This is a genomic window from Sphingobacterium multivorum, assembly GCF_039511225.1.
Classification (GTDB): Bacteria; Bacteroidota; Bacteroidia; order Sphingobacteriales; family Sphingobacteriaceae; genus Sphingobacterium.
On sequence record NZ_CP154261.1, the window covers coordinates 3,423,837 to 3,450,820 of the forward strand.

The window sequence follows — 26,984 nt, forward strand, 5'->3', positions numbered from 1 at the left end:
TCCTAATTTTGAAACCTCATTGCGGCACTATTTTCTGTAACAGTACTAAAATTTAAAAATGAATTGATACAGCCTGATAATAGTAGCGGATCAAAAATATTCAACACTTGATTTTCCAATATCCACTGCATTCCAAAAGCTTCAAGATCACCGACGTCCATGTCAGTTTCACGATGGCCAGTCAATAGTTTGTAAAACAAGTGCTTTTTGTTTCGAAGGAACTCTGGAAAATGTAAGCATGCATATTTATAGGCAATTATAAGCGTGTTGTTCCGCTGTTGACTGCTTTTAGTATGGGATATCCTGCCTGGGCCAAAATTATATTCCAACAATACATTTGAACATCTGGAGATTTTAAGCCCCGATATTTTAGCATCTATCCACAATTTGTAATCTTCACAATGCTTAGCTTTCTCATCATAATATAGTTTACATTTCTTTAAAGATTCCGCTTTCATCATCACTGTAGGATGAAATAAAGGATTACAAAACATCAGTAGTGCTGAAATCTGAGCGTCTGTGAGGCTATTGCCCATTTCCCCCAGTTCTTTAATAAATATGCAAGAACTTAAAATATCAATCTCAGGATGGTCTTCAAAAAGAGCAAATTGAGTTGATAGCCTATTGGAATATGAATAATCGTCACTATCCATTCTGGCGATATATTTCCCCTTGCTAAGGTACAGCCCTCTATTAAGGGATCTGACAATCCCTTGGTTTTTTGAATTTTCAATATACATAATTCTGTAATTATCAAAACTTTTAATTATTTCCTTGGTCTTATCCAGGGAACCATCATTTATTATTAAAAATTCAAAGTCCTGAAAATCTTGTTCTAGAATAGAACGGATACTCCGTTCGAGATAATCCTCCCCATTATAAACAGGTAGTATCACAGAGATATAGGGTTTATCAATCATTTAAATAAATTTTAAGCAAATTCTCGTAACAGGCGATGCTGGCCTGAGTATTGGCAATCTCTAACTCCCCCATGCTAACTCGGTTGAAATCCTCCAAAAAATCTTTTATTGTAACCTTTTTTGCTAAAAACAATTCTTTTTTTGATGATAAAATTTCAGTTAGCAACACCAAGTTTGCTTTGCGGATACTTAATTCCTTCTGCTGCTTTTTATAACTATTGAAAGTTGATAAGACAGAAGTGAACAAATTAGATTTTAGTGTTTCCAGCTGCAAATTTTCTTTGGTGAGCTCAGCCCTGGCTATTTTAGTTTGTCTCTTTCTTTGGTTTTGATCATATAAAGGGATGTTTATTTGAATGGCTGCATTACCACCAAGGTTATTATGGAGACTTTTGAAATAATCATCGCTTTTCGAGTCAAATAATTTCGAATAGTTTGTCGATATACCTATATTCACGCCTAAAACTGGTAATTTAGATTTTTCCAGCAATTTAAGTCCCATAATCAGACCTTCGATTTTACTTTCCTGTGCTAGTATATCTGGCGCACTTTCATTAAGCTTCTTTATTATTTCTTCTTCGGAACTGTAGAAAAATTCCGAGGTGGTTTTTTTATCATCTACCAATTCGATTTGCGTATCATAATCCATTCCTAACAGATCTGCAAGTTCTATTTTCTTATTAAAAACCTCTTTCTCATAGTTAATTACGTTAATACTGTCGGTAAGTATTCTGACCTTAATTTCTTGGCCTGTGATCCGGATATCCTTTTGAACACGCTGAAGAGAATCTGAAAGTTGCAATAAGTGTTTAAGATGGCTATTCATTAAATAAGTAATCGAAATACTATTTTGATATTTTAAAATATCAAAATAGTAGAGAATAAGCTTAATTTTCTGTTCCAGTAAATTGGACTTAGAACGGTAACGAGATGATTCGTAAAAAAATTTATTTTGCCGAATCGAATATCTTCTCCGCCCCCAATCAAGAATTGGATAATAGGTCTGCAAGCCAAAATTTTGATAAAACATGAAATTGTTTTCAAACAAGTTTGTTGTTGGATTTATTGATCGACCTGTCAACAGACCATTATACATAGATAGATTCAGCGGCGGTATCAATTTATCCTTTTCCTGAAAGATACGCTGTTCATCGATAGTTTCATTGGTCTTAATGATCAAATAACTTCTGTTTTTTTCTTCCAGGATCGAAAGACAATTATCTAAACTAAGCTTGACCTGCGCGATCCCCGGAAGTGGCATAAAAAAAATAGAAACGATAATTATTTTTAAAGTTCTCATTTGAATTGTTTCAAAGCCGTTTCAATAAATAAGTCCTTATCCGGATTTTCCATCTCTTTCACACGATCTATAAAGAGATCAGGAATAATTCCCACTCCCATAGTTTCATTTCTTTCATTATCCAAGACCCTTATACTCGACATATACAAGTAAAATCGTTTAAAACCAATTAAAGGGATATTTAATACATTTCCATCTGCCCCTGCTGTTGCTCTCCCGACAAATTTCACTTTGTTCACTCGCGTTTTTAGCATAAGGGCCAAAAATTCCCCGTTACTGATTGTCTCTTCAGATATAAGGGCAGTAACATTACCCGGAAATGAATAACCAGTTTTTGGTGTGCTCATCTCTATTGTACGTACCCATCCGGGAACACTAACTGATTGCTGTAAATAAGAAAAAACAGTGCTCGGATTGGTAAATGTCGGGAAATCCTGATATGTTTTCGGATATATTCTCAGGTCCACAATAACATTTTTTATACCATCATAAATACTACTGTCTTCATCTATATAATTGCCGATGTCACCGATATTAAAATAAAGTGTTTCTTTATTTAACTTGTATATTCCATCCCTTATTTTATTTTCTGCTTTTAGTACTGGTTTAGGTTCATGGATTTGCGCCAGAACATTATAATACTGCATCTGTGGTATAAAGTTGATATTACGGATCTTTCCGTTCCTACGAATGGTAATAAGCACTGGCTTCTTATCCTTTGGTAATGGGAAATAACTCAGAAGATGTTTATTGTTAATATGTTTCTTCTTGATATCCATTCTTGAAGCGCCGATATACTCCGCTAAATTTTTAATAATGGATGGGAGATCTGAATTACCTATACTAATAACCTGATCTCCTATTTTCAAACCAGAGCTTGATGAAAAAGCTGAATCAATCGCCGTAATCTTAACCTTATTGCCAACAATTTTGATATGTGCCGGGATAGTACCGATTTGAGATTGATAAATATAATTCATTAATTCATACGGTATGGCGAGAGGTACACTGGAATGACCGTCTTTCAGTTCTGCATTAAATTTAAGTAACCTATTACCATAGACAATTGGTTCACTGGCTGTAATAAATTCAGGAAGCCATTTATCCAGTATTCCCGGCCATTCTTCTTTCAGCATTATTTTATACGGATAATAGTAGTTGATGATGTTCCAATATCTGAACAGGCTCAAAACACGGTCATAAACAGTGACAATATCATTACTATGATATTTATTTTCTTTTATTGTGGTTAGATAACCTGTTCCTTGGTCCGCGGTAGAGATATATTGATTATTAAATGCATAAAAACCAGCGATGATCTTCTTCAATTCCCCTCGTTGCTGTGGTAGTAAATAGGGGGATCTTTCTAACCAATTATAATCGACATTAAAACTTTCCCTATTAAAAGTATCCAGCCTATTTGTGGCTTCAATTGCTCCTCTTGTTTGCGATAACATCCTTTCAATAATTTCTTGGTGCTCACGAGGATTATTAGAATAAAAATATCGCTTTAGTTCATCACGTAACACCTGATCCCAGTCAATTTTCTTTTGCGAAATAACCGGGCTGAAATACTTCAATGCACCCCAAACTTTACCGATCAGAGCTAATTGGTTTATCTTTTCAGGATTTCGCGCGATTTTTGAAAAATGTGCCTGCCAATTTTTAGAAAACTCTCCTTCTGAAAATTTGAATTTGACATTTTTTAACTTTAGTTGACCAGTAACTTTACCAAGGATAAATACAGCCAATGAATCAATTTTGGATCCAAATGGTACATAATAATCGAAAATTGGATCATTGGTTTTGAACAACTTTTCAGACATATAAGAAACTACCATTTTATCTTTATACCCAATGCTAATAATTTTGATGTCTTGAGTCGATGGTGGTTCATCTCCACTATACTCTCCGGAAATCTCCATGGCACCTCTCTGAAAATCTGCAAACTTAAACTCTTTACTAACTTGTAAGGAGTCATCCTTTGAGGAAAGGATTTGGATTGTAGTTGACTCACCTGTCTCGACAATATTTGCAAGAAGTTTTTCTGACCACTTCTTTTCATATTGCACCTGCTGTCCATAACATTTGGCAATCAAACAACTGAGTGTTATAAAAAATATCTTAAAGAGATCTTGTCGTCTCTTTCCTTTTCGAATTATAAAGCCCATACTTTTCTAATGAGAAATAAATTAATAATTCCTCCATTCTTTGGTTGGAGGGAAACAATCTGTTAATAAACATATGAATATGACTTCTGATCAGTGACGAATGGGTACAAATTTGATCAGGTCTATCACAATCAGTTATAAGAACCTGCAGTTTTTTTAAATAGTCTTGCAGAATGGTCGAGTTGGGACCATGTTTTTCCTCATCCAAGCTTTTTCTAATCTCATTAAAATTCTTTGAAATAGCCTTTTGTAGGTGTTTGTTGTTAAAAAAATTAAATTCTTGAGCAAAAGAGCCAAAACCTTGTTTATAGATGGTCATTTTTTGTTCGTACGAGCATTTCAATAAGTCCAATGAATTGTCTATTACTTTAACCGCAAATGCGTGCGTATTCTGATTAGTTTTAATATTTAAATAATCCAGAACTAAGATACTACTAAGCCCAAAATAACTCTCGCTTCCCAGCATTGTAGACTCTCCATATCTTTCGATTTCGCGGTTATACTTATCTGTTACGATATTAAAAATGATGCCCTCTCCCACCAAGGGAGAAAGTGCCTTTAGCAGTGGGTTAAGAACAGTGCCGAGATTGTTCATTTTGATTCGAATTCGAAGGTGAGGTAAAGGGTCGCGATATCGAATAAAGAAAAATTGTTCCTTGGTTTTCTTAAGAATATTATAGCTACGCTTTAGTACATCATTCCCAAATTTTTCTTTGCAGTAAATTTTGATATAGGTCCATTCCTCGCCAAATAAAAAAGTTCTTTTTAATAATACAGGAGGTTTAAAGACAAACTTGGGAACTGGAAATAACTCTTTTCGTCGTCTCACTGGCAGTACAATCTCATTCGAGTAAATCCTACTGTCTTGAATAACTGGAGAATCAAAGTTTTCGTATAAATTTTCAACCAGCATTAAAGAATGTCCATTGCCTACTTCTTTTTCAAGTATAGCAATAGAAATTGAATTTTTGGAATCGATTACCAAAAAGTTATCTCCATTCATTATTTGAAAGACATCAGGCAATCCATGATCATTTTGAAACTGCCTCAATTGCTCCGCAAAAGTTCTCTTATGCCTTAACATTTCAGCTTTAAACAATCTACAATCCAATATCCATCGTGCCATAGATATTATTATATTTTTATAAACCACTCTGGGTAAGAATGTCTTGTTTTGTAGATTCTCAGGCCATGTCCACAATTGAATAACTGGTGAATGTTGGTTTTGGAGATCACAGAGAAAATGGTATAATTCTAAACTAAAGTTTGAATAATTATGAGCTGATGAAAGTCTAGGAATAATTCGTTTTTTGTACTTCTTTGAATATAATATTACTTCATTATTTTCCACTTTCACATATAAATCAGCAATTGCTATTTTTCTTTTCCCTTCAACCTTGGAGGTTGAAAGGAATTCTACTTCCCAGTCAAGTAAATTAGGTCTCGATAGGATATTTCCAATCCTTGACTGTGGAAGATGAGCAATCTCCGCATGAATAATTCCATTCCCGTTTGACGGTGTGAGGTGGGTCTTCACATTTTCCAAAAGTTTTTGATCTGCATGACAAAATCGTCCGATTAGATTGGTCGTTGACGATGGTGTAGTAATAATATTAAAAAAAGATTCACCGTCTTTAGATAATAAATTGCCCATAATAGAAAAATTATCTGGCAATTTCGTCGACGAACTATTAGGTAAAATGTCTTCTGCTTCTATTTGTATAATCTGATCGCCATTTTTTATAAAATCAAGATATTTTTCATGGGCAAGTTTTGCTATCGCAGGTTCAGGGATTTGACTTGAAAAAGGCCTTGTATCGTGGAATAGATTTCGATAACCAAGTCCAGAAACTTTGTCAAAAAGCTCAACTAACCTGACATCCTGTTGTTCATAGCGCTCAAGAAATGCCCATTTAAAACTTCTGAGATGGAATGACTCTTGTCTTCGTATTTGATTATAGCTATTTAACTCTTCTATAGAAGAGATTAGCGTATCAACAAACTCTTTATTCAAGTTTAAATCACGATTTTTTGCAATCATATCAACTTGAAAAGTATTGCTTGTATCAATGGAATCGGTGCCCATAATGGTGCACAATATTTTCTGAATTGAATGATAATCACTTATTTGGTTTTTTGAATAAAAGATTACTGACAAATATTCTTGAATCTGGACTAAATTCTGATAAATGAAATCACAGGTGTCAGAAGAGTACTCTACCGAAATCCTTTTGACTTCAGCCAATATAACCTCGAAATATTCTGGTCCGGTAACATTTGGATCAATACTGCTTAACAAAACGCTGTTGTTTATCAATTCATTTAAATACACATGGACATCTTCTTCTTCAACAGGATATCTTTGCACAAGAAACATGGAAATTTCATCTATAGCACGTGGAGTATTGCAGAATCGTATAACATCTTTAATTACATTGTGACTGTCAGTTGAACTCAAATGAAAAGATCGGTATCCGTCTTTTGAGTATCTATATTCAAAATACTTAAACTTCTTTTTTGAATAGTACAATGATGAATTGGAACTATACAATAATTTATTTCTTATTTCTGAAATACCCTTGAGATGCAATGCAAGTTTAGATAAAATATCCATATCAAGTCGGGCATGCTTGATAATTTTCCCTGAACGCAAATCAAGGTTATCCTTCGAATCTGTAATTTTACCCGTACTACAAGATGAGAATAACCCAAATGGTGTGCATCTATTTGAAGCTCTATTTATATATTTATATAATGATTTTAATAATTTTTCCTTCTTTTCCTCAGATAAAGCACCTTGGCCATCCTTAGTCTTCACAATTTCTTTATAAAGTGTTGGAGACGCAACAAAAATAGCCTCCAAAGTTTCATTGCTTAACTTTGATAAATTACCATGTAGGTCTTCGTCCCACTGCGTTTGTAGATAATTCTGTGCAAGAACTGGTTTCCTCAGCACAAAAAATTCAGTAATCCATTCTTGATTCATTCTTTAAGATATTAGTAAACATTCGTCCCAATTCAGTTTCTTATCAGATAATCTATTTAAAATCGTCAAACCAACTCCACTAATACCATCTAATAATCCGAAACTATTTACATAACCCTCTGTATGTGTATATTTTGTATACCCAGTAATCAGGTTCTCTCTCGGCTCAACCATTTCCAGTGCTATATCCATCCAATAATCTGAAGCCTTAAGTAATTTCATGTTCCTGGTTAGTTTATAAAATCGGTGATAGATATGTGAAATTCCACTAGCGCCATGACAAATCCCACCATCCTGGACTATTGAGTCCTTAAAAGTTCTATTGGTGGACGCAATCACTATATCATACGCTGTACTTATGATTTTATGGTCTTTTAAAAAAGATGCAGTATTCCATAACGCTTGTGCTACTCCAAGATCGCCATAGCACCAGCCTAACCTGGTGAACTGATTCGAAGGTTCGTCAATATTAACGTTATAGGGATAGCGAGACATCAAACCTTCATCATTTTTGTACTTCAATAAAGTATTTACCCCACGCTGGACGAGATCTTTTAAATGATCAACTTTCTCATAGTTTACCGTTTTTGCTTTCGATAGTATCGATAGAATTGCCGGAGTTCCATGCGAAAGCCCATAATTCAAGAAGTTCTTCTTCACTAAATTTTTTTCCAGATCGTAATCATTCCAGAAAAACAAATCACCCTCATCGTATGCAATATCTAACAAACTTATAATCATTGATTTAGCCTTTATCTGAGATGACTTCGATTTTCTCTTCAACATATATAGTAGTGCACCAGATGCCCCATGAAGAAAATCATGAAATCCTTTTTCAATTGACTCCTTATAAAACTCAAAAACTAATTCATCCATTTCGCGCATTTCCAACGAGCTTTCCCATACGCCCTTATCCTTCATGTACATCGCCAACCATCCTGTACCAGCAAGTCCAGAACAAAAAGATGTAGTGGAGGATTTATGCTTCGAATACGGAAGATCGGAACTAAAAACTTGATTGAGAATGTCCGAAGAAAGCCTTATAGCATGTGCGTCTTTTCTAATCTGCCCATAATGGTATAGAAATATGGAAATACCTGAAGTATTCAATAAGGCACCACCATTTAGCCCTATATAAGGTAAACTGTCCTTAATCACAACAGCAATGTGATCGAGTGCTGATTCTAGCCGGGAATTATTCATGAATAAAAAATCTGATTGTAAAATTTTAAAGTATCATTTTTAGCTTTTTGAAGATTAAAGACATGCTTTTTGTAGTGGGTTGCTACTTTTATAAAATTGTCTTTATAATCACTTGATTCGTATATCTCCACAATTTTCTTCATGATAAAATCAATGTCAACCGACTTCTGATTTTTTTTCTTGATAATTTTGGCTTTATGAAATATCTGATCTGCAAAAACATCAAATCCTTCTATATCACTCAAAATTAGTGGAATGTTGTTATGCAGCATTTCGATGGCAGCCATGCTACATTGCTCGGAATAAGAAGGCAGAATACCCAGATCGGCTATTTTATACAGTTCCGCTAACATCTGCCTATCGACAAACCCCGTATAACTTATTTTCCCAACAATATTTTTACTGATTGACATAGCTTTAGTAATATCTCCAGACCCTACCACTACCAACCTTAAAGTATGTATGCTTTTACCGATTGTACTAAATGCTCTTAGTAGCTCAAACACCCCTTTTGATTCATCTATTCGTCCTACATATAATAAAATAAAGTCTCCGCTCCGGAATCCATATTTTCTCTTTAGTTCTTGTTTTGAACTTTTGGACGAACGCCATTTGATACCATTATAGATAAGGACTGCATTTCTTTTGTCAACCTTATAATCTTTTAAAGCCGTCTTCAAGGTTTTATCGGACAAAAAGATTGTTCCGTCTGCCATCGAAAAGAATTTTTTGTTGAGCTCAGTAAATTCTCCTTGATAGCCTGATGTCCTTATGGGGGAAAGCATGACATGTTGCGTTAAAATAACTTTAAATCCATGATTCTTAGCGACTTTACAAATTTCAAAATCTGCAGAAAGATTGACATGTAGAATCCCTACATCTATTTTAGCATGAAAAATCACCATGTTAAAAGCGATCAGAGCTGAAAGTGAGACTAGGTGCCTTTCCTGCATGGTATGGCTCATAGAATTATTGAAAGTAATGACTATTTTCTTATATCCTTTCATTTGGGATATCAAAAAACTACCACTTGGTCCGTAGGATATCGTTAAATGATAGAGATTGATATCCTCCGATTTAGCCAATTCAGGCACTAAACTTTTTCCATATGCCCCAATACCATAAGCATTGCTTATTCCAACGGAATCAAGGAAAATTACATCAATTTTATTTTTCATTATTTAAATAGATATTCATTAACAAAATTTTGCAACTCAGCGTATTACCTTTAAGTATTATTTCATCAAGCATCTGAAAAAAAGCTTGCCTTTCATTATCATTGTAAGAATCTAAATTAGGGAACAGCTTCGCTTTTATTTCCACTAAATTTATTTTCACGTTTTGACGCAAGTTTACCAGCCGCTTGGAATTATTTAAACTGATATCCAGCAGAAATAGTTGGGTCGCAAAATCCAGCAACTGATTATCCTGGGCATATCGCTCGGAAGTTTCTATATGGTCTTCAAACAACTTAATTATAGTTGGTGCAACTGTCATACCTTGCTCAGTTAGTATTGACAATTTTATCAGAGCAGAAATTATACCTTGCCCTTGAATGCATTGATCAAAATCAGAAATACTTTGCAAATCATTTCTTTTGAGGCTAAAAAGGAATGATAATAAGGAAGTGTCACGAAGGTCATCGTTACTGTCAACAAAATCTTGTATAATATCGTCAAATTCAAGATCTAGGTCAAGAAAAAATGAGATGTAAAGACAATAAGCAAGCATTTTTGAAATCGTTATCTTGCCAATTTCATCCTTTCTGACCATACTACTTTTTAATGTAGTGAAAAGTAGATCTACTGCTAAGTCATAAATCAGCTGATCATTAGTTAAATATGATATTATGATTAGGTTATTGCAACAAATTAACTTATCCTCAACTTTGTGGTATAGAAATCCATTAAGTAAAAGACTATTCGTTAATGAATTTATTTCAAGTTCCATAACTTGGTTTGTTGTGTCATTATTCATGGGATATTCCTTCTAATAATTTATTTAATAATCGTTCATTCTTAGTTGTCAAAATCACCTTTCCCCTTAAATTTTCTTTATACTCCAAGGTGTGCCCAGTTGTAGTTACTAATCCATCTTTCAACATTATCTTGCTTACCAATCCACTATCCGTAACAACATTACTTATTCTCTTAATTTCACCGACAACGCTTCCAAAGTTTTTATATGGATATGCATCCAGACGAACTTCTACAGGGGTTTTCAGATCTATCTTACTTATTTTGGCCTGGTTAATACTTGTTTTGACATAGAATTCTGAATTTCCAGGGACTATAAAACCAACAACGGTATTGCTCGGAGCATAATCTCCTTCTTGTAAAAAGCTATTGAGTTCAAACCTACCCTTGCAGCCAGCCTGAACAGAGTTTTGCTTGATCCATTTATTTACAGCCCCCATCAATTTAAAAATCGATAGTTTAAGGTTGTTATATTTTCTCTCTTCTTCTGCTGAAAGCTTCATGTATTCGCTTTCTTTTAAAGCGATCAGATTTTTATTATCGTTAAGTTCGACATGTAGGGAGTTTAGCTGCCTTTGTCTGCTTTTATTTTGGCTTTCAGAGTTTTTGAACTCATCAATGGTAATTAATCCTTTATCAAATAGCTCTTTGTTGACATGGTTTAGCCCCTCATAATCTTCTATATCCGCCGCAGACAACCTGATGTTTTCATGGTAAATTTTACTTTTTTCTTTTGCTAGATTGATATGGTTTCCTATTTGTATTTTTTCATTTTTATAGAACGAATTATTAGCGACGTCAAAATAGTCCATGATATCCTTCAAAAAATTCGCATACTCGATACTTAATTCGGAAGATTCATATATAAATGCCTTTTTGAGGAAAAACTCTAAGTCATCTTTATTTATTTTCTTTCCGATGTCTTCAAGCACTTGTAGCTTCTCTTTAAGGAGGGCTATTTGCTGAAATTCAATATCTGATTTCAGCCATAATACCACCGAACCATTATCTACCTCAGAACCTGCAGCAAACATTATCTTTGAAATTACCCTGCCTGATGGCAATATAATCGCCTTTGGAGAATTTTCATTGGACAGATAACCGACTTGTTCCACTTTCTCCGGATAGCTGACAAAATATGACCCTATCGTTAATCCGATAATTATGGCCACTATTATAATGATGCCGTTTCGCTCTAAGAATGACGGTCTGGTATTAATAAAAGAATCTGTGTCTTGAGATCTATAACTTATATTTTCAACATTACTCATATACATATTCAATTTGTTTCTCGAAATATTGCCAGTATATCCCCTTAAGAGAAAGCAACTCTTGATGCGTTCCCTGTTCAGCGACTTCACCATTGTTGAGTACCACAATGTGATCTGCATTTTTTATAGTACTTAATCTGTGTGCAACAACGATCAATGTCTTTCCTTGTTTTTGCGAATCAAGGTTTTTTATGATTTCCTGCTCATTATTTACATCGAGCGAATTTGTCGGTTCGTCTAGAAAAAGGATTTCCGGATTTTTATATAAAGCCCTCGCTATGAGTATCCGTTGTTTTTGGCCCTGACTCAGGCCGATGCCTTCTGTACCTATAATAGAATGTATCCCTTTAGGAGCTGTGATTATAAACTCATAAATATTGGCCAACCGACAACATTGTATCGCTCTTTCAATGTCGATTTCTACATCTCCCAACGCAATATTGTTTAACACGCTATCATTGAAAATAAATCCTTCATGCGTCACGAATCCTGCTTGGCTTCTCCAGTAAAATGGATTTACCTGGGAAAAGTTGTCTTTGTCCAAAAGTATCTCACCTTCATAATCAATATATGACCGCATTAGAATTTTCAGGAGTGTTGATTTCCCACAGCCGCTTGTCCCAACAAATGCTGTTGTTTTCCCCACTGGTATATGCATTGAAATATTTTTTATTGCATATGTTTCTGCCCCAGGGTACCTATAAGAAAGATTGTTGATGTGAATCCAAGAAAAGTTCGAAATGGGAGGTAAATTTGTATTGTACAATCCTTCTTCATTTTCTGAAGTAATTTCATGAATATCATTAAGCCTCTCCAAACTTATTTTCGCGTCCTGTGTCTGTTGAACAAAGCCAATAAAAGATTGTAATGGCCCATTGAGCTGTGCAAGAATGTATTGCACTGAAATCATCGTCCCCAAAGAAATTTGTCCATCAATCACTTGCTTTGCAACTATTAAGCTCAGGGTAATGTTCTTCATCTGCGTTATCAGTAATGCACCGGCAGACTGAATCTGATTATAATCAATTGTTTTAAAGGCAAATTTAAAAAGCTCAATTTGAATCCGCTCCCATTGCCACCGCTTGGGGAGCTCAGCGTTATTAAGCTTAATATCTTTCATTCCTTCGACAAACTGGATTGTATTATTAGAATTCTTTGCCCCTAATTCGAAGCTTTTGTAATTAAGTTTTCTTCTTATTCCCAGAAAGATCCAAATCCATCCGAAGTAAACTGCGTTACCGGCAAGGAAAATGGCAAAAAGTATATTGTTAAAATACAATAGGATAATAGTATAAATAACAAAATTTACGATCGATTTAATCAAATTAATCGATGTACCCGTCATAAAAGACTGAATAGTACTATGGTCACCAAGACGTTTTAAAGTATCTCCTGTATGATAACGGTCAAAGTAAGCAATGGGAAGAGAGGTCAATTTCGACCAAAAGTCAGACAAGATGGAAAGATTCAATATATTGGACATGCGTACTGAAATCCTGGTCTCTATAAAACCTACGATGGTACCGGTCACCAATAATATCAGTTGCGCGACCGTTATCAACTGGATAAAGCTAAAGTTCTTTCCCTCTATCCCAACGTCTATAACACTTTTCATAATAAATGGCGCGATGAGCTGTGTAAATAACGAGAAAACAAAAGCGACCAGAATCGATATAATTTGCGTCTTACATTTTTTTAAATACCGGAAATAATGAAGCAGTGTCAGTTTATTTTGATTTTCCAATAAATCAGTGTCTAAAAAATCAATAGCTGGTTCCAGAATAAGTGCGTGCCCCTGAAATGCATCATTGACAGACCAACAATTGAGAAACTCAGTTTTTGTATAGACTAACCGTCCTACTGCCGGATCAATTACCCTAACCTTGTCACCTCTAATAATTTTGTCCAAAACAACGTAATGATTATCCTTCCAATGAATCATTACAGCCTGATTTATTTGCATTAAGGAATCAAAAGAAATACGGACGGCCCTGGATTTTAATTTTATGTTTTCGGCAAGTTTACTCAACGCCAGCATAGATGTTCCAGACTTTGTATAGCCAGATAGATTCTTTAGGTAACTCAAGGAATATTCCTTACCATAATAACTCGCAATAATTCTGATACAGGTTTGTCCACAGTCACTTGAGTTCAGTTGTTTATACGCTTTCAAATTAAATTACATTTAAATTTATCTATGAATTTTAGCCCTGCTATATGGTAAAGAATATGTCCAACAACAGATAATAAAATTATCTATGACCAAGAGTTAACTAACAGTAGTAAGTTGCATTGTTGTAAGTTATTGGATCAACATATGTACATCCGTTCTCTAGGCAATTACTAATCATAGTTATATTATTATATGTACATCCGTTCTCTAGGCAGTTGCTAATCATTGTTACATTATTATATGTATCTTCCGTAGGATTCGTCGGAACATAATATCCATTAAAAGCAGTAACACAATCCGTTATTGTTGCACCCGCCCCACCAATTATTTGCTTCTGTTCATCTTTTGACAGATCCGCAATATCCTGTTTATTAAATTTTAAAACTTTTCTTTCCATTTTGATTTCAATTAGAGTCAATACAGTTAATTATAAATTATCGAATATAGTTTATGGTATAAACCAAATTCCCCTCTCTATCTATCCTAAAAATAATTAATTAACAGTTACAGGTTGCATCACCATAAGTTGTGGGGCACCCGTCCGTGCAATTTCCCAGTGTACAGTTACCTTCGGTGTGGCAATTTCCAAGAGCACTTACATAACATGTGAAGTTTCCAATATTCGATTCAGGATCGCATTTACCGGGAGAATCTTTAACACTATCGCAGTTTCCGGTATCAGTCCTAGAATAACAGCCATAGATGCTAACGCCACAATCACCTCCCGGACATGTTACGGTACAGTTCGCACCAACGGTACCAGCTCCACCAATAATTTGCTTTTGTTCTTCTTGAGATAAATCAGCAATATCTTGCTTGCTAAATTTCAATATTTTCTTTTTCATAACATTAGGGGCTATTTTGTATTACAATTCTTACATGTCGCATCACCATAAGTCGTCGGACAACCCTGTGTGCAATCTGCATATGTGCACTGTTGCATAGAATGACAGACGTTGCCTGCACTTATATAACAAGTAGCATTCTCCATTCCTGACTTAGGGTCACAGGCGGTTCCCCTGTAATTGCTGGGACATGGGCCTGTATCACCTGTTGTAGTACAATCACCATCTTTATAAGTATTACATCCGTTATCTTCGCAAGTGATGGTACAATTTTCTCCAACCGTCGGGGCATTATTACCGCCAATAATTTGTCTCTGCTCTTCTTGGGAGAGATCTGCAATGTCTTGCTTACTAAATTTTAAAATTTTCTTTTTCATATTTTATATGTTTTTGATAGAGAGGGACTATATTGAAGAAAAATGAAACTAATAAGTAGCAAGACGTGGATAGAAAAGGAAGCGAAGGGAGGAAATTCAACAACAAATTTAAGAGGTTACCTTTAAACCCAGGTACCCCTACTTTAATTCTGAATTTATAGATACGGGAATTAATAGAGGTTAGGGCCAGAAAGCTACTAAATAATATATTTACCGTTATAAGCATATTGATCTCGCTAAAAGATTTTTTTATAATTGGATTGATAAAACTAATTTATCAAAGAATTCTAATTAAAAAAATCGCAAAATCATTTAAAAAAATAACAATTTCATTGATTTTTGATTAACAAAACACATTTTAATATTGATAAACAATAGATTTAATAACATTAAATCATTAAAAACTAACACCTTAATGTTTAATGATAATAAACATAGATTTTAATAAATATTCGGTTTAAACGAAAGATTGTAAATGAAAGCTATGGGAAAGTACCTTCATATGGATGATCTAAATTAATTTGACATCATTTACGCTAAAGTTTCAAGTTTACGCAATTTGAAAAACTCTTTAGGACTGAGACCAGTTTCCTTCTTAAAAAATAATGAAAATTGGTTGGAGTTTATAGTCCCTAACTCAAAAGATATCTGTTTCACAGATTTATTGGACGAGAGCAAAAGTATTTTTGCTTCTTCAATAATTCTATTCTTTATCAACTGTTTAGCAGACACCTTTAGAACTGATTTACATAAAATATTGAGATAATTGGATTGTATATGAATTTGCTCCGCATAAAAATTGACATTTTTATAAGTTCTAAAGTTCTCTTCTACTAACTGTACAAATTTATCAACAGCAGGATGTGTAACGTCAAAGACTTCTAAATTTCGAATATTCATGCATTCAGCTTTTAACATTAAATAAATAGTTTTCAATCTATTTATAACAACATCCTCATTTTCAGAATAATTACCACTTGATTCAGCTAAAATATCTTTTATTTTTATTATTTCATCACGTAGATTATCGAAAATTTTACGCGATAAATTGAGTTCTGGAGTTAGTTTAAGTTTACCTATAGGAAAGGAAGTTACAGAGCTGATTGAATGGTACACTTCGGTTCTGGCCATAAGATGATGGGCAACTGTTCCCCGTAAAATATTACCACTTCCGTATTGACCTGGTAATAGCACAAACACTTTCGATTTTTGTATTTCATATGATTGGCCGTCTATCTTGATAACTCCATTTCCTTCCTCAAACAATACTATATTAAAATATCCCGTTTTTTGAGGAACGTCAATCCTAACCGGCTTTTGGATTAGACTATAATAAATATTCGAATCTAACTGATCAATAAATACATGTTGTTGTTCACAGGCACTCGACAAAGCATCCCCTTCTGATTTATTTTGCATAAAAATCAAGTCTTATCCTTTAAAAAGTTTATATTAATTGGTAGCTAGCGATAATTTATAAGAGTTCAACCGCTAGCACATAACAGTTCCTATAAAAATAGGAAATTTCTATTAATTCTAAAAATGATCTTGATTTTTTTTTAAAAAAATGTTCAAGGAAGAAACTTGCAGGCGATTTTCAGAAAGATATTGGTAGTGGCTATTAAGTAATTAAAATTCACCAATGTAAATTAATGACATACGGGTAAAGCACTGGAAATTCTAAAAAAATATCAAGGGATTTATCAATGCATCATTGATCGCTTTCAATGGAAATCTGTCCTTTGGCGCCTTCAACTCCTGTAGGCATACGATATCTGGGCATTCTTCCTTCAACCAGCGTAGCAGAACAGGCAGACGGCCATTAATTCCATTGATTGTAGGTGGCAATCTTGCGAACCTGATCCTCGTACTCAAAGAAAGTAGAAAGATTGGTCCAGTTATCCATCCAGGATTTGGCGGCAAGGGGGTATTTCTTGACCCATTTTTCTTCAAAAGACAGTAGGTTTTCATATCCCATTTCCTCGTTCACAGCCTTATAGACCGGTTTTAGATCCTCCATGACAAGCTTTTTATCTTTTTCGGTTACGTAACGCATACCTGTTCTGATCTGGTGAACAATACACAACTGGATCTTTGTTTTTGGAAAAATAGCTTCTATGGCCTCAGGAAACCCTTTTAGAACATCAATACAAGCAATAAGGATGTCTTCAACGCCACGTTGCTTTAAATCTGTGAGAACTGAAAGCCAGAACTTAGCTCCCTCATTTTCTGAGCTATAAAGACCGATCAGATCTTTTCTACCATCCATACCAACTCCCAGGATATTATAGATAGCCCTCGATTCAACAGTTCCATTCTGGCGAACCTTGAAGTGCATACAGTCTAGGAATAAAAAGTGATAAACAGCTTCAAGAGGCCTGCTACGCCACTCATTTACCGCTGGAAGCACACTTTCTGTAATACGCGATATTTCTGTGGCAGAGATCTCCATTGCATACATTTCGCGTATAAACTCGCTTATCGCCCGTGTGCTCATTCCTTTGGCATACATGCTCAACACGTGTCCCTCAAGCTGTTCAGTGATGATTAATTATCTCTTAGGTACTACTTTAGGCTCGAACGTTCCCGATCTATCCCGGCCTGTCTCCAGTTCAAATGTCCCAGTGTTGAGGCCTCGGACAACCTTTTTGTCTTGCCATTTCGCCGGTTGCTATTGCCTGAAGCTTTCTCTTCGTTCAAGTGGTTTTCCAGTTCTCCATCCATCATGGGTTCCAACAGATGCTTCATTGACGGCGCTAGGACGCCATCATTGGGAGATAAACTTTTACCTTCGTAAAGACCTTGCATAGCTTCTGCCTTGAAGCGCTCAAAACGGCGAAGCCCTCTTGAGTTCCTTTAAAAACAGACACTAACGAAAAATCGAATGGGTCTTTTTCTTTCATGACCGTGTCGTTTGAATAATTGAATATAAATAATCTTATTTAATTATTCCTCTGACACAGTTTACGTTACAGTCTCTCTGAAAAAACACAAATAATGAACTATAAACTTGAACTTCACACTCAGGAACCAGATTCCCGTGTGGTTTTTAATACTATTTTTTGATTCATTTAAGATCAACATAGTTAGGTTTCTATTCCATACAAACGAGCTATATCAAGATAAACGCTAGCCAGCTCTAGATTTTTATTAACCCCAATGCCATAATAATAGCACCGACCAACCTCGTAAATAGATTGTTTCTCACCAAGTAAAATAGCTTTAGAATAAAATAAGAAAGCTTTTTTCGTATTCTTTTTTACTCCAAAACCACTCTCATAACAAACAGCTAAATCGAAACAGGCCAGTTCATTGTTCTGAAGGGATGAATCGAACAAGAGCTTCACGGCTACTTTATAATCTTTTTTAACGTTTTTCCCATATAGATACCAAGTCGCTAAAGCATATTGCGCTTTACTGTTATTCTTTTCGATCGCTTTCCGTAATAACTCAAGTGCATTTGAATTTCCTATCTCAGTATTTTTGCTCGCTTCTTCGAGAGCTTTAAAATATAATTTATCTCCTTTTGCCATATTAAATAATTATTTTTTTGGGGGCCATGGCCCTTTCCAATTAGGTGGTCTTTTTCTTGGAGGTAAAGATTCTCCTTTTTCTCCCCCCCTATCGACTGCTCTTCTAGATTGTCCTCTTTGATGCTTACTTAAGGTACTTGGTCTCGCTCCTTTGGTGTGTTCTGCAGAAAAGAGATTTTCAAATTTTCCAGTAAACACATTATTAAAGTTAGTACCTAGAAAAAAGTCAACACCTAAAGAGGCAGTCGATGACGCATCCCATTGATCGACAATATCCGATGAGTATACATAGGCTGCTGTTCCACCTATAATCACTCCTCCTACTATTTCTCCAAATGGGAAGGGCCCATCAAGAGTGGAAGTACCAAGTGCAATAGTAAAGGCTGTAGACATTGCTTTATCCTTACCTACATTTCCTTTTTTTAGGGAAGTATTTTCAGCTTCTTTCTTCTTGTCGTCTTTCTTCTCAGTTCCTTTATTTTCTTGATTTCTTTTCTTAGGTGGGTCTTCCCCCTTATCTTTCCCCTGATTTTGAAGAAGGAATTCGGCAATATCTTCAGGGTCATTGGTAGACCAGCCTCCATAGTCATTTTTCTCCCACATCCCATTCGGATCTAATTTACCGATTGGGCTATTAAGAACATAATTGTATGGTGAATAGGACTGATAGATTTCCGCTGCGGGATCGACCACGGACCACCTACCAACTTCCGCATCATAAAAACGAGCCCCATAATCATAAGTTTCACCAAGCTCGCCCTGGATCTCCTTACCATTGTAAAGATACTTATTATACCCACCGACCACAACTTTACGCTTGCCAAACGGATAATAATTATCACGTTGCACAACATCTACCGCTATAGCACTCGTCCCACGCTTCACTGTCGTACGAATATTACCCAAGTTATCCGTTAGGTTGTAGTGGTAAATAAAATTATTGCCGCTTTTTAGTGCATAACCAGTAGAGTTATGAATAATTTCGATAGTGCCATTATTGTATTCGATGCCATCCAAATAGTCTCTTGTGGTCGTTACAATACTCGTCGTCCCTATCTTCGATAACTTCTGAAGCTTTTTACCTGCGGCATCATATAGAAAGGTTACATTTGCACCTGCTTTAATAGCCGTTTGAGGCAGGTTCAGATAATTATATGTATATGCCATACCTGTTCGGTCAGTCTTTGCATTACCATTATCGTCATAGGTATAATTGCCTGATAGCCCTCCCGTCAGTCCTGTCAGCTTATTACCATTATAAGTATAGGCAGTTGTAGTCAGCGCGTCCCGTTTAAGTGTCTTGATATTGCCCATGTCATCATAATCTACCACTTCGCTCATACTTGTTGCTCCCGCCGGCGTACTTACACCGCTCAAAAGTCGACCAGTTCTATCGTAGGTATAATTGAATGTACTTGTCGTTGCCCCAGGAGCAAAACGCCAGGACAATGCTGAAATGTTACCATTGTACTGCCGTCCAGTTCCATCTTCATACATAAACGACTGTGTAAAATTGTTCGAAGCAATCCTTTTCGTCCAACCGCGCTCGTGATAGGTATAGTTGGTCGTATCAACATAACCCGGTTCGGTCGCCACCTTACCCATATAACGGGTTCGGAGTTGACCGATCTCATTATAACGATTCGACATAAGTACCACTTCGACCTGTGCGCCTATCTTCTCTTTTGTGGCAAACAGCCGCCCCACGTGGTCATAATCATTGGTTGTTACGATTTTTGCTGCGGTGCCGGATTGGGGCGTATGTACGCGTGTACTAGTCAAAAGTTCTCCTGCAAAACTGTAAGTGTTAGTTACGACATCTGTCCCGTCAAGATGGTTTGTACTTCGCAAATCCACTATTCGCGCATAGTCATCATAATGATTTACTTTCCATAGCCATTCTGTACTGCCTAGAATCCTTGTTTTACTTGCTGTAAGCAATGTTTTTAATTTCTTGCTATAAGCGGCATGATCCGTAAAAGGTAGACCTGAAATGTTGTCATAGCTATCATAATAGTTGACCTCCAGCACGGTCATATTAGCTGTATTCTGGGGGATTGTATTATTTGTATAGCTTTCCAACGCATCACCCCGTTCTTCCCACAGCGGTCCATTAAAGTTTGTTAATGCTTGTCGAAGTGCTTCTTGATTATCGCCCACATGCCCTACCTCCACCCCTCTCATCACGATCCGACCAAAGGCATCGTATTTTGTAAAACTCCACTCATTTCGCTTAAGCTGCTCGGCATCACGTTTAAAAACTACTTGATCGTTTTTATTGTAGACCATATACTCCCAGCCTTTACCCGGAATTTTTTTCTTTATAATCCGTTTACGACCATCATATTTATAGGCATAGATATATTTATCAAAGTTAGGATCACTAGCAGTTTCGGTAAAAGCGATTACCGATACAGCCGGTGGTAGCACATATCTAAGGTTCCCCAAATTATCATAGATAAAGTAGGTTTCCAGAGGATATACGACCTTGGTCTGTGGATTGATATTCCATTGCCGCTTAAGTATAGCCCGGCCGTCGAAATCTTTATATTCATCTATTGTGCCTGCCCGGCCGTCTGCTTTCACCCAATTCTCATCTTTAGTAGTTGTACGATTAAGCTGTCCTACGCCATAAAATGTAGCGTTAGCACCATTACCAGATGCGTCGACAGTCCAAAGCTTAACGTCATTTACTCCATTGGTACCATTCTCGATCACCAAAGTCCTACCACTCGTCATCGCAGAAGTGACCAAGTTTCGATCTACAGGCAACTGCCAAGCAGCCCCCGGGAATCCTTGTTCCTCTATCCGATTAAGTGGACTGTTATCAAATAATGACACAGCAAAAGGATAATCCGTCTTGGCGATATCCATTTCCCATGTATTTGTTTTTGAATAATAGGTCAGTTGATCCGCTTTTGCATTTGCATTAAATGATCCATTTCCGGTCACATTTTTGACGTAGGGCAAATATTTGATGGCCTCACGCCCAAATTCGTCGTATTCGATATGTTGAACAATATCTTTATAGGTCGGGCTCGCCATCAGCTGGATTGATTGACTCGGCCTACCTAGCCCATCGAAATATTGGACCGTTTGGTTTTCGTCAGCAATACTACGTGTTGCATTCACGGTTTGAGGTGTCACACCTCCAACACGAAAAGATTTGGTCAATATGTAATTTTGACCAACAGTGGGAGTACTCACTAGGTTTGGAAATGCGGAAATGCCTATCGTAACATTCTTTCCAGACGGGATATAAAACCCGTCCTTAAGCGTAATACTATTTAGTGCACGGATACTTGTCTGATTGGTATAGGCAATCAATGTAGTATCCTTGGGTAATACTTGCCCCTGGACAAGGCTCGCTACAACAAGGGAAAATAGTGTTAAAATTTTCTTTTTCATAGTATACTGCTTAATTGGAACGATAATGATAGTCGATAGAAGTGGTCACATTATTCAGATGATCCAAAACAGCCTGTAGACGTCGAAAACCGTCATATAGATAAGATTCTGTAATCCCTTTTGGATCGGTTTTGCTGGTCATTCCGGTTAATGGCTTGTAGGTATAACTGGTCACCATAGCTTTTGGAAGTCCAGCTCTTAACTTGACCATAGCTGCATTTATACTGGCATCCGAGACAGTCGACAGATTCAACCCATCAATCACGGCTTGGGTCAGCAACGTAGAGACTTCCAAATAAGTCGCGTTTTTTATTTCCGCTATCAGATATTGACCGTTGTAACCCCAGAGGTACACTGTGTGTGGTTCGGACAGCTTTCTAATTTCCAGGGGATTATTATAGATGTCCCGCTGTAAAATAGCGACTTCATCCTTATAGCGGATATCAGGAATATAACTCTGTTTCGTTCCCATAGGCGGTATAGTGCCCATAGTGCGACTGCTAAATTTAAAACTAGATTTCGGTATAAATGCCGCAGTTTCTAGACGAGTATATTTGCTAAGGTTACCAAATGCATCATAGTTGGTTATTGTTCCGCCAACTATTTTTTCAATACCCGCTTCTACGCTTAACTCAACGGCCTCTATCGGATTCTTGATAATATTCTTACCTTTAAGAACATCGAATTGTGTATTGCTTAGATAGTCATTTATATAATTTGTGATACTTACTACCTTCCCTTTTAGCGAATTATTGACAGTCTTTACTGCCGGATAAAAATCTGGATCTGAATAGGTATAATTTGTAGTATTAACCACGGAATCCACTCCCGAATAAGTAACGACTGTTTCAGAGGATAACGCAAATTTATCTGAACCTACCGGCGTTAGCGCTTCAGTAAAATATCTTAGGTGGTCATCCTCTCTTTCCATTCCATTCATCAAGAGATAGAGTTTATCAAATTTAACTCCATTGTCCAACTGTGAATTTAGAGGGGGATTTGTATAAGTAAATACTTTTTTTTGCACAAGAACACCGTCATCTCTGATATAGTCTTCACGTAGAAGCGAGGGATCTCGCCATGATAATGCAAAAGGTGTAGGATATGGCCTTACATTGTAGCTACCATAGCTAGAAGTTTCCCGATTATAGTACGATACTACTTTACCCGCGCCATTGTCTTTTGTTACTTTACCATATAATAGATCATAAGGTGAAAATGGCACGAGATTATGAGAATGTACATTATAACGGTACCCACAATTATGACTGGGGATATGGGGGCCCTGAGTAGTATAACCAAATACATCGGTCGTAGAAATATATTTAGGTGAATTTATAAGCTTTGGATCTTCATAGCTAAAAGTTTCTGCATGCTGCAATTTCCCCTGATCCTCATATTTAATTTCTTTCACCCTATTCCCTCCGACCTGTAATGAAATGTTAGACTTCTTTGTGAATTCAATACGTAGACTGGCAAAGTTGCTATAGCCTTCTTCGTAATCACATCCGGCATTTAAAAGATATTTGTATCTACCCTTTTTCAAACTGATTGTACTGCTACCGCTTGGACTATTAATTTCTGATCGACTAAAAATATTATCCTCAGACGGTCCATTTAGATCATAGATATCAATCCCTCCACCATTAACATTATCATTGGGATCACGGCCTATGGACCACCAAATTTCATAGTTATTGTCTTCCAATATTTGAAATTCTCCAGAAGCATTACCCCAATTTGATGCTGCTCTACAGTCGACCTCGGTGTCAAGTACAGTTGTACGGGTCATATCGTATTTGGCACCATAGGCAATTTCATAAGGAATACTTCCCAAATCCGGAAAACTTATTGTGTTCGGCTCATAATTGAATAATACTTTACCCTTGGTGGGCGTCTGTATTTCAATCAGCATTCCCATTCTGGAAGCTTCTGCATCAGCATTTTTATCAGAACGGATTGTATTGTTGGGCGGTACCGCATGAGCGGGCATAAACTTGGAATAATCAAACGTCGGAATACTATAATCATAAGCGATTTTCCTATTGTAAAAGCCCCAATGGTCCTCACTGACATTCATGTTGTTTTCGCCGGCCAACGGAAAGTCTTGAATTTTATCTGAACCAGCTTGATGGTATTTAAAAGCGTACCATGACTGAAACACATTGGTCTTTGTGTCTTTTTTTTCTATACTGGTAAGCGTCAGTCTTTTTGTATTAAAATAATTAAATCTATAGCTTTCAATAATTGAAGTTCCTTTTTGAATATCAATTCCTGATAGCGCCTTACCCTTTTTATTGTCTGTCCCAACCAAGTCATTTCTGGTTACTGTGTTAAATCGGATCTGAATATCGTCAAGTTTTATCGATGATATAACCCGCTGGTTGCTATAATTCAATACTGACGAGTTGTATTGTCCCGTGCCATTACCACATACACCATCCCCAGTGTATTGATCCGGGCCATAATACACGGTCAGTAAGTTTGTTCTTAATCTGTACGAATAATCATCAACATATTCAAATGTTACCTTTTTCCCATTTGGAGTAATAATCTCGTTCAGATACCATATCATAACACCACCTGTAATCGGATATCCCATTTCACTCATACTTCCGCCCGAAGAGGAACTATATCTTTCATTGAAGGAATATTTTATGCCGCGATCGTCTGTAATTTGGATTGAATTCTGGGTAACATCGATCTTGAAAGATCTAAAATTTGTGGTCTTGACCTGGTTATCATTAAGATAGAAGCCAAAATTATCTGTGGGCAGACTAACCTGAAATAAATCGTATTCGGCATCGTATTTTCCTTCGAAGATATCTTTTTTATACGTATACTTTTCCAGAGTCGAATAAGCATTGCTCAAATAATCATTCAGTTTCTTTTTAATGCTTGCCTGAGCTAGGCCAACATTACTACTTAGATCATCATGCCCCCGAACTTCCTGAATAATAAAACCCCCGGGATTGGCACTCCACGAATGACCAACCCAGCTTGGAATACTCTGTGGCTTGAAACCGTTGTTGTTGTAATTCAAACTTATTGGGATATTCAGTCCCGCCTCTACTGCCAGGGAGTAAATATTAATATCATAATTGACCGTACCAGTTGCTCTGTTAATCTCAACATTATTCACCTTCTCAAAATTGCTCACATTTGGAGGTGTTATATCGACAATAGATTTGATATCTATTTGCGCATAACTCGCGTTTTGCAAACTGATACACACGAGTAAAACCTGTAGCAAAAACTTTCTTATTTTCATGAATTATATTTTAAAGTGGGGTTCAATAATTTCAAATGGTCTTCTGTAGAAAGTATCACACACAAGATCACAACAGATTAATCAAAACATAAATTTAATCGACAACTGCAACAGAAACATTGATAACGATCCCTAAAGTTAAATTGAGCAATAGAGCTGAGCTTATTTTGGTATAGCGAAAAAAATGTAAATACAAATTTAATATCAGCTAATATCATTATCATCAAGACGTTGTTTGATTAAAATACTTGCAACAAAAAAAAGTAAAACACATTAATCATTTATTAAGAAGAAATTATATTATAATTAATTTGTTCCTCATGCCCTTATCAGGCTAAATAATTGATTTCTATTTTTGCCAGTTGGATTTGGTATACATCAGGGGAAATGCTATCCAAATTATAACTCAATTACTACGATAAATTGATTAATAATAGAAAAAGTATAGATATGATTTCATAGCGTTGCTTCAACATAGGGCAATAGAATAAGCATTATTGAGATAAATATGCCAAAGGCTGTATTTATTGGCCCGTACTTCCACTACCTGGCGTTTTCCATGATGATAAAGCAACTCAGGCACATCCGTATCAAAGCGAAGTATAAGAGCGTCAAAGCACACCTCATTGATGTCATCGGCAAGTACACCGTGTACAAATTGCCACACTCCCTGAGATTTCCTGAAAGCATAAAAAGCAAGACCATTTTTGTTGTAAAGATGATAATCTTTCATACCCATGCTTTTATCATACACGGTAATTTGAGCGTACATTACCCGATTTCGGCAAAAGATTCTAGAGATTGTACTCTATAACATTGCTAACCATATTAGTAAAACTATGTACAATAAAGATATTTAGGGTTTCACATTTTTTATATGTAATCGCCTATTGTCCGCAAAGCCAAACAGATTGGAGACAATGGTTGGATGAAAACCATCTGTCCAGACAGTCAGTTTGGCTTGTCTTTTATACAAAAAAGTCGAATATTCCTTCAATAAGTTGGAGTGAGGCCGTTGTCGAAGCGCTTTGCTTCGGCTGGATTGACAGCACAAGAAAGACGATTGACGATTCCTCTTACATGCAATTTTTTACCAAACGTAAACCGGAAAGCAACTGGTCAAAAATCAACAAAGAAAAAGTTAAGCAACTCAGTGAAAGTGGGCGATTGACAGAGGCGGGTTTAGCATGCGTGGAAGTTGCAAAACAAAATGGATCATGGGCAATTTTAGATGAAGTTGAAGATCTGATCATTCCAAATGACTTAGAAATTGCTTTCGAAAAACATACTGGTTCGAGAGAATATTTTCTAAGTCTGAGCAAATCATCAAGAAAAATAATATTGGGCTGGATTATCCTCGTCAGAAAACCGGAAACTAGACAAAAGCGCATAGCTGAGGTTGTAGAAAGTGCAGCACTACATCTAAAACCAAGACATATGCGATAGCGAAACACGTAATCTGTGGGATTTACACACATCGTTTCACTAATTTAACTGACAGTCAATCCAATAATTTTGACCTTAATTCCCTCTCTGCTCGGGCCATACAT

The 26,984-nt window shown here is 36.1% G+C and carries 18 protein-coding genes and 1 pseudogene; 1 reads left to right on the plus strand and 18 read right to left on the minus strand.

Annotated features, from left to right (window positions below; genetic code table 11):
* Positions 1-2 precede the first annotated feature (2 nt).
* The 18 genes and pseudogenes from AAH582_RS14340 to AAH582_RS14430 form a co-directional block, all read right to left on the minus strand.
* Entirely contained in the window at positions 3-920 is a 918-nt protein-coding gene (locus tag AAH582_RS14340) for a glycosyltransferase (protein WP_343318188.1), read from the minus strand.
* Complete coding sequence (locus tag AAH582_RS14345) at positions 913-2,220, minus strand: TolC family protein (protein ID WP_343318190.1); 1,308 nt, start codon at positions 2,218-2,220, stop codon at positions 913-915. The genes AAH582_RS14340 and AAH582_RS14345 overlap by 8 nt, the downstream gene beginning before the upstream one ends.
* Complete coding sequence (locus AAH582_RS14350; protein WP_343318192.1) at positions 2,217-4,391, minus strand: hypothetical protein; 2,175 nt, start codon at positions 4,389-4,391, stop codon at positions 2,217-2,219. The genes AAH582_RS14345 and AAH582_RS14350 overlap by 4 nt, the downstream gene beginning before the upstream one ends.
* Positions 4,345-7,377, minus strand: coding sequence for a lantibiotic dehydratase (locus AAH582_RS14355; RefSeq protein WP_343318194.1), 3,033 nt, complete (start codon positions 7,375-7,377; stop codon positions 4,345-4,347). The genes AAH582_RS14350 and AAH582_RS14355 overlap by 47 nt, the downstream gene beginning before the upstream one ends.
* 3 nt (positions 7,378-7,380) lie before the next feature.
* Positions 7,381-8,580: a lanthionine synthetase C family protein gene (locus AAH582_RS14360; RefSeq protein ID WP_343318196.1), complete on the minus strand. Its 1,200-nt coding sequence runs from the start codon at positions 8,578-8,580 to the stop codon at positions 7,381-7,383.
* Positions 8,577-9,758, minus strand: coding sequence for a glycosyltransferase (locus AAH582_RS14365; RefSeq protein WP_343318197.1), 1,182 nt, complete (start codon positions 9,756-9,758; stop codon positions 8,577-8,579). Before AAH582_RS14365 ends, AAH582_RS14360 begins: the two co-directional genes overlap by 4 nt.
* A complete protein-coding gene (locus AAH582_RS14370) occupies positions 9,748-10,557 on the minus strand; it encodes a hypothetical protein (protein WP_343318199.1) in 810 nt (269 codons plus the stop codon). The genes AAH582_RS14365 and AAH582_RS14370 overlap by 11 nt, the downstream gene beginning before the upstream one ends.
* The gene (locus tag AAH582_RS14375; protein WP_343318200.1) at positions 10,550-11,827 is read right to left on the minus strand and encodes a hypothetical protein; all 1,278 of its coding nucleotides are present in this window, start codon (positions 11,825-11,827) and stop codon (positions 10,550-10,552) included. Before AAH582_RS14375 ends, AAH582_RS14370 begins: the two co-directional genes overlap by 8 nt.
* On the minus strand, positions 11,820-14,000 hold the full coding sequence (locus tag AAH582_RS14380) for a peptidase domain-containing ABC transporter (RefSeq protein ID WP_343318201.1): 2,181 nt from the start codon (positions 13,998-14,000) through the stop codon (positions 11,820-11,822). Before AAH582_RS14380 ends, AAH582_RS14375 begins: the two co-directional genes overlap by 8 nt.
* A 100-nt stretch (positions 14,001-14,100) precedes the next feature.
* Positions 14,101-14,397, minus strand: a complete 297-nt coding sequence (locus AAH582_RS14385; protein WP_343318203.1) for a class I lanthipeptide — start codon at positions 14,395-14,397, stop codon at positions 14,101-14,103.
* Positions 14,398-14,497: 100 nt separating this feature from the next.
* A complete protein-coding gene (locus AAH582_RS14390; protein ID WP_343318205.1) occupies positions 14,498-14,845 on the minus strand; it encodes a class I lanthipeptide in 348 nt (115 codons plus the stop codon).
* A gap of 11 nt (positions 14,846-14,856) precedes the next feature.
* The gene (locus AAH582_RS14395) at positions 14,857-15,222 is read right to left on the minus strand and encodes a class I lanthipeptide (protein WP_343318207.1); all 366 of its coding nucleotides are present in this window, start codon (positions 15,220-15,222) and stop codon (positions 14,857-14,859) included.
* Positions 15,223-15,753: 531 nt separating this feature from the next.
* The gene (locus AAH582_RS14400) at positions 15,754-16,641 is read right to left on the minus strand and encodes an AraC family transcriptional regulator (RefSeq protein WP_343318209.1); all 888 of its coding nucleotides are present in this window, start codon (positions 16,639-16,641) and stop codon (positions 15,754-15,756) included.
* A gap of 427 nt (positions 16,642-17,068) precedes the next feature.
* A pseudogene (locus AAH582_RS14405) lies at positions 17,069-18,030 on the minus strand (IS256 family transposase); the annotation flags it as partial.
* Between the two features lie 278 nt (positions 18,031-18,308).
* The gene (locus AAH582_RS14415) at positions 18,309-18,755 is read right to left on the minus strand and encodes a tetratricopeptide repeat protein (protein ID WP_343318214.1); all 447 of its coding nucleotides are present in this window, start codon (positions 18,753-18,755) and stop codon (positions 18,309-18,311) included.
* Between the two features lie 9 nt (positions 18,756-18,764).
* Positions 18,765-22,163, minus strand: a complete 3,399-nt coding sequence (locus AAH582_RS14420) for a DUF6443 domain-containing protein (RefSeq protein ID WP_343318215.1) — start codon at positions 22,161-22,163, stop codon at positions 18,765-18,767.
* Positions 22,164-22,173: 10 nt separating this feature from the next.
* The gene (locus tag AAH582_RS14425; RefSeq protein ID WP_343318216.1) at positions 22,174-25,434 is read right to left on the minus strand and encodes a hypothetical protein; all 3,261 of its coding nucleotides are present in this window, start codon (positions 25,432-25,434) and stop codon (positions 22,174-22,176) included.
* Positions 25,435-25,903: 469 nt separating this feature from the next.
* Positions 25,904-26,167, minus strand: a complete 264-nt coding sequence (locus AAH582_RS14430) for a hypothetical protein (RefSeq protein WP_343318218.1) — start codon at positions 26,165-26,167, stop codon at positions 25,904-25,906.
* A gap of 191 nt (positions 26,168-26,358) precedes the next feature.
* Between AAH582_RS14430 and AAH582_RS14435 the strand changes: the two genes are divergently transcribed.
* Positions 26,359-26,880 (plus strand): YdeI/OmpD-associated family protein, encoded by a 522-nt coding sequence (locus AAH582_RS14435; protein WP_343318220.1) that lies wholly within the window; start codon positions 26,359-26,361, stop codon positions 26,878-26,880.
* The last annotated feature ends 104 nt before the right edge of the window (positions 26,881-26,984 follow it).

Bases quoted from the DNA above. Each gene is read 5' to 3' on its own strand.
- AAH582_RS14340 (WP_343318188.1), bottom strand. From the start codon at position 920: ATGATTGATAAACCCTATATCTCTGTGATACTACCTGTTTATAATGGG.
- AAH582_RS14345 (WP_343318190.1), bottom strand. From the start codon at position 2,220: ATGAGAACTTTAAAAATAATTATCGTTTCTATTTTTTTTATGCCACTT.
- AAH582_RS14350 (WP_343318192.1), bottom strand. From the start codon at position 4,391: ATGGGCTTTATAATTCGAAAAGGAAAGAGACGACAAGATCTCTTTAAG.
- AAH582_RS14355 (WP_343318194.1), bottom strand. From the start codon at position 7,377: ATGAATCAAGAATGGATTACTGAATTTTTTGTGCTGAGGAAACCAGTT.
- AAH582_RS14360 (WP_343318196.1), bottom strand. From the start codon at position 8,580: ATGAATAATTCCCGGCTAGAATCAGCACTCGATCACATTGCTGTTGTG.
- AAH582_RS14365 (WP_343318197.1), bottom strand. From the start codon at position 9,758: ATGAAAAATAAAATTGATGTAATTTTCCTTGATTCCGTTGGAATAAGC.
- AAH582_RS14370 (WP_343318199.1), bottom strand. From the start codon at position 10,557: ATGAATAATGACACAACAAACCAAGTTATGGAACTTGAAATAAATTCA.
- AAH582_RS14375 (WP_343318200.1), bottom strand. From the start codon at position 11,827: ATGAGTAATGTTGAAAATATAAGTTATAGATCTCAAGACACAGATTCT.
- AAH582_RS14385 (WP_343318203.1), bottom strand. From the start codon at position 14,397: ATGGAAAGAAAAGTTTTAAAATTTAATAAACAGGATATTGCGGATCTG.
- AAH582_RS14390 (WP_343318205.1), bottom strand. From the start codon at position 14,845: ATGAAAAAGAAAATATTGAAATTTAGCAAGCAAGATATTGCTGATTTA.
- AAH582_RS14395 (WP_343318207.1), bottom strand. From the start codon at position 15,222: ATGAAAAAGAAAATTTTAAAATTTAGTAAGCAAGACATTGCAGATCTC.
- AAH582_RS14400 (WP_343318209.1), bottom strand. From the start codon at position 16,641: ATGCAAAATAAATCAGAAGGGGATGCTTTGTCGAGTGCCTGTGAACAA.
- AAH582_RS14415 (WP_343318214.1), bottom strand. From the start codon at position 18,755: ATGGCAAAAGGAGATAAATTATATTTTAAAGCTCTCGAAGAAGCGAGC.
- AAH582_RS14420 (WP_343318215.1), bottom strand. From the start codon at position 22,163: ATGAAAAAGAAAATTTTAACACTATTTTCCCTTGTTGTAGCGAGCCTT.
- AAH582_RS14425 (WP_343318216.1), bottom strand. From the start codon at position 25,434: ATGAAAATAAGAAAGTTTTTGCTACAGGTTTTACTCGTGTGTATCAGT.
- AAH582_RS14430 (WP_343318218.1), bottom strand. From the start codon at position 26,167: ATGAAAGATTATCATCTTTACAACAAAAATGGTCTTGCTTTTTATGCT.